Origin of the sequence: Candidatus Terasakiella magnetica (assembly GCF_900093605.1) — a bacterium.
Lineage (GTDB): Bacteria > Pseudomonadota > Alphaproteobacteria > Rhodospirillales > Terasakiellaceae > Terasakiella > Terasakiella magnetica.
Window position 1 is genome coordinate 1 of sequence record NZ_FLYE01000019.1, and the last position, 6,488, is coordinate 6,488.

Sequence of the window (6,488 nt, forward strand, 5' to 3'; positions counted from 1 at the left end):
ACTGAGATAGGTAGTATTGTTGCGTCTCTTTATATGAGGAATGATCTTGCCGTTAGCCATAACGTGCATGGTCTGGAACGTCCTCCGAGAGGTTCCTTTTTGGTTGTTCTGTCTTAACGGCAGAGAATATCTGTAATAAAAACCGAAAAGGAAATATAAATGCTTCAGTTTATGAAGTGTGAAAGTAACCGAAAAAACGCAATGCTTTTACAATCGGGTTTAACGATCTTTCTGGCTGTAATAGCCGTATTTTCGTTTGCCAATATCGCTTTTGCACACGCCGTCGCTGAAGGCGACAAAGGCTATATCCAAGAAATATTTGGTATACAGCTTATACCTTTTGCCTATTTAGGGGCAAAACACATGGTCACAGGATACGATCATATCCTGTTTCTCTTTGGTGTGATCTTCTTTCTCTATCGCATAAAACACATTGCGATTTACGTCAGTTTATTCGCTGTTGGACATTCAACAACGATGATCATAGGTGTTCTGTTTGACTTTGGCATCAACAGTTATCTGATTGATGCCATCATTGGCTTCTCAATCGTCTATAAGGCATTGGACAACCTTGGTGCTTATCAACGCTGGTTTGGTTTTCAGCCCAATACAAAGATTGCCACGTTGGTCTTTGGCTTCTTCCATGGCTTTGGTCTGGCATCAAAAATCATAGACTACGAAATTGCCGAAGACGGCCTTATTCCAAACCTATTAGCTTTCAATGTTGGCGTGGAGATTGGACAAATTTTGGCATTGAGTGCCATTCTTATAGCGATGGGATGGTGGAGAAGGAGTAGTAGCTTCTTCAAACATGCCTACAACGCAAATGTAATTATGATGACGGCTGGTTTTGTGCTGATTGGATATCAGTTAACTGGCTATTTCGTCTCCTAAAATAAAGGTATCACTATGTATAACGAAAATATTCCAACTCATGTGGAAATTCCATCTACTCAGCAGTTAATCAAATCAACAGTGATCTCTTTTGTTTGTGCTGTTGTTATTCTTGTTACCATCGTCCTGCCTTCTGAGTATGCAATCGACCCAACCGGCCTTGGTGGTGTCTTGGGGTTAACAGAAATGGGTGAAATCAAAGCACAATTGGCAGAAGAAGCTGCTCAAGATCATTCTTCTAACACGACTAATAAATTACTTTGGAATGCTCTTGCTTCGGTCTTTACGATTAAGGCCGCAAATGCAGAAACACCAAGTGGCACTTGGAAAGATGAAATCAGCTTTGAACTCGTTCCCGGACAAGGAACTGAATATAAGTTGAAAATGAAAAAAGGTGCCATTGCCAATTACGATTGGAGCGTAGATGGGGGACGCGCCAACTATGACCTTCATGGTGATGGGGCAGGCAAATCTACCAGCTATCAAAAAGGGCGTGGTGTCACAGGCGATGTTGGTGGCCTTATTGCGGAATTTGATGGATATCATGGTTGGTTTTGGCGCAACAGAGACAAGCAACCCATCAAAATCACACTGCGTGTGAAAGGTGACTATAGCGAACTAAAACATATGAAATAACCAACTAAAGCGGAGGCAAAGGTCTCCGCTTTTTTTATTGAATAGTTTATTCTGGTTCGGGTCAACAGCAGGCATTCTAGCTTGTGCAACAGGTCTGCTTTTGCCGTAATAGCAGTCATAATCAAAAAAATGTCCGCTTTACGCCTGTTAACGGAAGTCTATTTCTTGAGTATGAATGACGGCTCCTGACCCACAACAGACTCATGTGATTGCTGAATTTCTACGAGAGAACATCTGTATTATAATTCACAGATCACCTAAAAGTTGGCCCATGTACCCAACAAGCAAGTGAATACCTGTTTCCTTTTGTAACAGGTGAAACTCGATGTAATACAAATGAAGGAAACAAAATAGCAGAGCCTTGCCTTAGGGAAGCTTGGTGAATGTTTCCACCAACATTGACTTCTAAGAGCCCTCCTTCATATTCATCTGGGTGAGAGAGCTGTACGACCAATGTGAGTTTTCTTCTTGATGCGATTGCAGAGCTGCCTAAATCCGTATGCCAATCATAATGGCCACCAGAAATCGCTTGATAATTTGCGATTTGGATCAACTCAGAAAAGTCAGTCAGGTTAAAATCGAAATGGATATTATTAATATCAGATACCTCACGCATTATTTTGCGTAAAACCCAATCACTGTCCTTTTCCTCATCAATCCAATGTACGCTACTTTGGCGCACATCACTTACATTTTGATTGTTAACCAGCCCTGTATCTTGCATATCATTTTTAGACAATTGGATAATTTGATCGCATTCAGTAATAGAGAATACACCGTGCGAGGCAAACATGGCTGAATCAACAGATTTTAGCCATTTAGCTTTGGGAAGGTAAACTTCTGATGGGGGCAATTATCAATCCAGTCGGCATTGTATAATTCAATGCAAATATACAGGCTATTTTTCTATTTAATTCAGTGGAAGCTAATACTAACCGTTTCGCCAAAAGCGCCTCGGATCAAGTCCTGAGCATGGTGAACCATTTTTGTGGGTTCTGATTTTTTTATTGAGAAAGAAGCATTGCTTCCTTGTTTTCGGTAGGTCACAAAATTATGGATACCGTACCTAATGAGGAAATCATTTCCTTGAATCATATTATTCCTTATTTTTTTAGAGCCGCTTTTTTTGCTTTCTCAGCAGCCTTTTTGTCTTTTGTTTCTTGCTCAAGACGCAATGCCTTGAGATTTGCATTTTTTATTGCACGTTCATCTGTCGCGTCTTTTTTGTTCTTAATAAAACGCTTTTCTTCTTTTTTACTTTTAAGAGCAAGTTCATCCGCCCTTGATAAAGGTGGTTTAACCATAGCGAACCCTGCTGTTTTTGTTCAAAACTGCCTCCATCTACTGACAGAGACAGCTTGACGAAATAACTTAAGAAAGAACAGACAAGTTAATTGCAGATGTCTTGCCGTTACGTCCTGTTTCCAGTTCGTACTCGACTTTTTGTCCGTCTTCCAATCCAGAAAGCCCAGCTTGTTCAACAGCGGAAATATGAACAAAAGCGTCATCTCCACCATTTTCAGGTTGAATAAAGCCAAAACCTTTTGTCGGGTTAAACCATTTTACATTTCCAATAGCCATTACATTGTCCTTTAATTGGAATGCCAAAATACGCCTCTCACATCGTATGAGAAGACGTTCAATATAAATCACAATGTACAGAGAGACTCGGAATATCAGATGTACCGAAAATAACAGTAACGCATAACTGTGCGAAGTTTTGAACGCCCTTTATGCACTTAAAAATTAATAAAATCAACATAAATCTAAATCGCTGGTTTTAAATCGGTAAGAGGAGAGGTTATTCTGCTCTGTTCTATACAAGTATGTTGTCTGCTACGTTTTAGTGCAAAATCAATGATGTTTAGAATTAACGCTTCATAAGGCATGGCCCCATCCATGTTACAGGAACGCGGGAAATAACTTGATTCAGGTGTGAGGCCGGGCACCAGATTAGCCTCGATAAAATGAGGGATGCCTTTTGCGTCCATTTTCACATCAATGCGACCAAAATCTTTTACGTTTAGAATTGAAAACACTTTCTTTGCCAGTTCCGATACCGCGTCTGAAACAGAATTTTCAACAACCAAAACCCGTTCTTGATTACTTGATTTCTCAAACGCACCCAGAACGCGATCACCCTTAGAGTTTTTCTGTGCAATGATCTCTACAGGGTATGCGTGCCGGGTGTTTGTACTCAGGTCTTCCAGTACGGCGACTGTAAATTCTCTTCCGGGCAGAATTTCTTCAACAATTGAACTTCCACCATATTGATTGAATAATTCCTCAACCTTTTGAGTATAGCTGAGCCAATCATGAACAATGGAGTTCTCATCCACCCCATTTCCGTTGGCAGCATTTAAGGGTTTAACAAATAATGGGAGTGGCAGAGGAAGTTGCATCTCAGTCTTTATGCCATCAGGCTGTGTTAAAAAGAATTTAGCCGTGGCAATGCCATTCTCCAACAAAATCGTTTTAGCTTTGCCTTTATTAGAGTCATATTCAAGGGTCGCGTCACCTGAGCCTGTATGAGCGATATTATGCTTGGTAAAAAAGTCAGCAAGATTGATCTTTTGGGGCGTACAAATGTATTTCACACAAAGGACAACCAGATCAGGTTTTCGCTTTATAATATCTTCCAAATCATCTTTGTTGCGTGCTTCACGAAAACTAACATCTGTATAATGTTGCTGTAGAATGTCGGTGATTGTTCGACAGGTTTTTAATGACCCGAAACCCGTTTCCTTCATAGCTCTGTTATCTGTCGAGACAATTTCAATGCGTTTGTTTATTTTTGTAATTGCATGGTTGGTTTTCATCAATTGATCATTTCATAGAATGAATAAGTGGAAAGGAACTTCCAAAAGTCGTAGTCGTCCCTCATGAATGGAATTTAATAAATTATGGGCGTAAGCAAGTGTCGAGGGATTTGACATAGGAGGCATCGCACTCCCAATCGTTACCTGAATAGTCAAGATGAGCATTTGCAGGAAGTATGACAGGGTTACATTTCTCTTGGTTCGCCTTGAAACCCCGCTGGCATTTCCAACCGACCTTATAGCCGCCATCGTCAAGATAGGCGTTTTCAGGAACTTTTATTTTGATGCACTTATTATTTTTTGCTTGGAAACCACGTAAACACTCCCAACCCTTTTCATATGTATTTGGAGACAGAAAAGCATTTTTTGGAATGTTAATTTTTAGGCACTTCCCACTTTGTTCTCTATACCCTCGCTCACATTCCCATTCATTCCCAGAATCATCCAAGAAGGCATTCTTGGGGATTTTTATTGCGATGCATCTTTTATTGTCTCGCTTATATCCACGTAGACAATCCCAGCCTTCACCAAAAGATCGGTTTGTTAAAAAGCCATGTTTAGGGGTTTGAATTTTCTGGCACGTATTCTTTATTTCAAAGTAACCCTTATCACACTCCCAGCCGAGACCATATTTCTCGGCATGAGCGTTCATTGGGATCGTTTCAGCATGCGTTGGTTGAGGCCAGTTTAAGATAAGGGCAAAAAGTATAATTGTTAAGTTCAGCAATAATCTCGATTGAGAATGATTGTTCATTTTTTGCTTTCATGTTTTCGTTCGGCTCGATCCATTCTGTATTGAGTAATGATGTTTTTTAATTGAGCGGCTAGTCCATAAATACTCAATTCATTTCCGTCAGAATTTTCCTCACCGACATCATCTAAGGAATCAAGTATTTGGCTGTTTTCATCACCTTTGGCAGGATGTTTTATCGGTTTTTTGTACGACATAGTTATCCTTAAAACTTGTAATCAATGTGCAAGTCTTCCAGAACATTACCATTGGCTACATTGTCATTTTGCAGAGCTTCTTTAAGTTCTTTTGCTGTGATGGTTAATGCACGCGTAAGGGATTTCAGCTTATTTTTGCTGTGCAAGTGAATAACCGTCATAACTCTCTTATATGCAATGAAGCTCAGTCCTTCGATGAGTTCTTCATCTGTATCGACCTTATAAGAACCAGCCGGTTGAATTTCAGCTAACCTGCCAATTTTAAAGGGATGGTTGAAAATCACGAATTTAGAGCTTGTACGAATAGTCATAGCAGCCTCCTATCAAGGTGGCGTTACGTTACTGTGATATACAAGAAAGAAAATGGCTCTTTTTTTATAGAGACCAAAAAAATGTATATATGCGCTTAATTTATGAAATAAAAATTATTTTTTACATTCACATTATTATACGCTTTAAGAATTATTATATTACATTTTAAATAAAATAGATATTTTTATTAATTCCCATCACCGGAAACTAAAATTAATATCAAGTATTTATTTTGAATTTGAAAATAGTTATTTATGCTTTTTCGCATAGAGAAATGATATTTAATGGTTGTTTGAATTCATTTATTTTCTCTTTCTTTCTCAGCAGCCTGCCTCAATACTCTCAGGGCTTTGGTTTTATCCTGAGTTTTCTTCTTTTGTGCTTCTTTGGATTTAATGAGCGTATTGTCTTTGATCTTGGGTGGTTTACTGTCTTTGAAACCGCCTTGATCACCGCGTTCAATGGCAGCGATCATTTTATCATCGGCTGTGTTAGGTCGTGTTGATCCTGATCCCATAACTTGTATCTCCTTAAAAAATCAATTCTTCTTCGCCTGTTTGCGAAATGTTTATTTCACCCGCATCTATCAATTGTTTTACAACAACGACGATTTCAGCTTGTGCTTTATCAACATCACGCAACCGAACAGGCCCTATGGCCTTCCAAATCTTTACCCATCATCTTAGCAGCACATTCTGACATATTTTTGAAGAAAAGGTCTTTTACTTCTTCAGAGTCACCCTTGAGAGTGTAGACAATTTATCTTTATCTACCTGACGTAGCAGAACCTGAATGTGGGAAATTATGAAACTGTTTCACAATTTATAATCCGTATCTAATGTATACATACTTCCTAACAGACATGAAATGCCTATTGTT

12 protein-coding genes are annotated in these 6,488 nt (G+C 39.2%); 2 read left to right on the plus strand and 10 right to left on the minus strand.

Annotated elements, in window-relative coordinates:
• Positions 1 to 159 precede the first annotated feature (159 nt).
• Positions 160 to 894: a HupE/UreJ family protein gene (locus MTBPR1_RS09045; protein ID WP_083222997.1), complete on the plus strand. Its 735-nt coding sequence runs from the start codon at positions 160 to 162 to the stop codon at positions 892 to 894.
• Between the two features lie 15 nt (positions 895 to 909).
• Entirely contained in the window at positions 910 to 1,530 is a 621-nt protein-coding gene (locus tag MTBPR1_RS09050) for a transmembrane anchor protein (RefSeq protein WP_069188705.1), read from the plus strand.
• Positions 1,531 to 1,783: 253 nt separating this feature from the next.
• On the opposite strand, the gene MTBPR1_RS09055 is transcribed toward MTBPR1_RS09050, so the two are convergent.
• From MTBPR1_RS09055 to MTBPR1_RS18460, 10 genes are all read right to left on the minus strand, one after another.
• Positions 1,784 to 2,383, minus strand: coding sequence for a 2OG-Fe(II) oxygenase (locus MTBPR1_RS09055; protein ID WP_083222998.1), 600 nt, complete (start codon positions 2,381 to 2,383; stop codon positions 1,784 to 1,786).
• A 250-nt stretch (positions 2,384 to 2,633) separates the two neighbouring features.
• Complete coding sequence (locus MTBPR1_RS09065; RefSeq protein ID WP_069188707.1) at positions 2,634 to 2,834, minus strand: hypothetical protein; 201 nt, start codon at positions 2,832 to 2,834, stop codon at positions 2,634 to 2,636.
• A 67-nt stretch (positions 2,835 to 2,901) separates the two neighbouring features.
• A complete protein-coding gene (locus tag MTBPR1_RS09070; RefSeq protein ID WP_069188708.1) occupies positions 2,902 to 3,111 on the minus strand; it encodes a cold-shock protein in 210 nt (69 codons plus the stop codon).
• 185 nt (positions 3,112 to 3,296) lie between these two features.
• Positions 3,297 to 4,349 carry a D-alanine--D-alanine ligase family protein gene (locus MTBPR1_RS09075; RefSeq protein WP_069188709.1) on the minus strand — a complete coding sequence of 351 codons (1,053 nt, stop codon included), beginning with the start codon at positions 4,347 to 4,349 and terminating at the stop codon, positions 3,297 to 3,299.
• Positions 4,350 to 4,431: 82 nt separating this feature from the next.
• Positions 4,432 to 5,103 carry a hypothetical protein gene (locus MTBPR1_RS09080; RefSeq protein ID WP_069188710.1) on the minus strand — a complete coding sequence of 224 codons (672 nt, stop codon included), beginning with the start codon at positions 5,101 to 5,103 and terminating at the stop codon, positions 4,432 to 4,434.
• The gene (locus MTBPR1_RS09085; RefSeq protein WP_069188711.1) at positions 5,100 to 5,297 is read right to left on the minus strand and encodes a hypothetical protein; all 198 of its coding nucleotides are present in this window, start codon (positions 5,295 to 5,297) and stop codon (positions 5,100 to 5,102) included. Before MTBPR1_RS09085 ends, MTBPR1_RS09080 begins: the two co-directional genes overlap by 4 nt.
• 8 nt (positions 5,298 to 5,305) lie before the next feature.
• On the minus strand, positions 5,306 to 5,608 hold the full coding sequence (locus MTBPR1_RS09090; protein WP_069188712.1) for a hypothetical protein: 303 nt from the start codon (positions 5,606 to 5,608) through the stop codon (positions 5,306 to 5,308).
• A gap of 299 nt (positions 5,609 to 5,907) precedes the next feature.
• Positions 5,908 to 6,126, minus strand: a complete 219-nt coding sequence (locus MTBPR1_RS09095) for a hypothetical protein (RefSeq protein WP_069188713.1) — start codon at positions 6,124 to 6,126, stop codon at positions 5,908 to 5,910.
• Positions 6,127 to 6,139: 13 nt separating this feature from the next.
• Positions 6,140 to 6,250 carry a hypothetical protein gene (locus tag MTBPR1_RS18380; RefSeq protein WP_420808124.1) on the minus strand — a complete coding sequence of 37 codons (111 nt, stop codon included), beginning with the start codon at positions 6,248 to 6,250 and terminating at the stop codon, positions 6,140 to 6,142.
• Complete coding sequence (locus tag MTBPR1_RS18460; protein WP_240492877.1) at positions 6,243 to 6,368, minus strand: FliG C-terminal domain-containing protein; 126 nt, start codon at positions 6,366 to 6,368, stop codon at positions 6,243 to 6,245. The genes MTBPR1_RS18380 and MTBPR1_RS18460 overlap by 8 nt, the downstream gene beginning before the upstream one ends.
• Positions 6,369 to 6,488 lie beyond the last annotated feature (120 nt).

Excerpts from the sequence above, each read along its gene's own strand:
- MTBPR1_RS09070 (WP_069188708.1), bottom strand. The coding sequence starts at position 3,111 with ATGGCTATTGGAAATGTAAAATGGTTTAACCCGACAAAAGGTTTTGGC.
- MTBPR1_RS09050 (WP_069188705.1), top strand. The coding sequence starts at position 910 with ATGTATAACGAAAATATTCCAACTCATGTGGAAATTCCATCTACTCAG.
- MTBPR1_RS09045 (WP_083222997.1), top strand. The coding sequence starts at position 160 with ATGCTTCAGTTTATGAAGTGTGAAAGTAACCGAAAAAACGCAATGCTT.
- MTBPR1_RS09065 (WP_069188707.1), bottom strand. The coding sequence starts at position 2,834 with ATGGTTAAACCACCTTTATCAAGGGCGGATGAACTTGCTCTTAAAAGT.
- MTBPR1_RS09080 (WP_069188710.1), bottom strand. The coding sequence starts at position 5,103 with ATGAACAATCATTCTCAATCGAGATTATTGCTGAACTTAACAATTATA.
- MTBPR1_RS09090 (WP_069188712.1), bottom strand. The coding sequence starts at position 5,608 with ATGACTATTCGTACAAGCTCTAAATTCGTGATTTTCAACCATCCCTTT.
- MTBPR1_RS09075 (WP_069188709.1), bottom strand. The coding sequence starts at position 4,349 with ATGAAAACCAACCATGCAATTACAAAAATAAACAAACGCATTGAAATT.
- MTBPR1_RS09085 (WP_069188711.1), bottom strand. The coding sequence starts at position 5,297 with ATGTCGTACAAAAAACCGATAAAACATCCTGCCAAAGGTGATGAAAAC.
- MTBPR1_RS09095 (WP_069188713.1), bottom strand. The coding sequence starts at position 6,126 with ATGGGATCAGGATCAACACGACCTAACACAGCCGATGATAAAATGATC.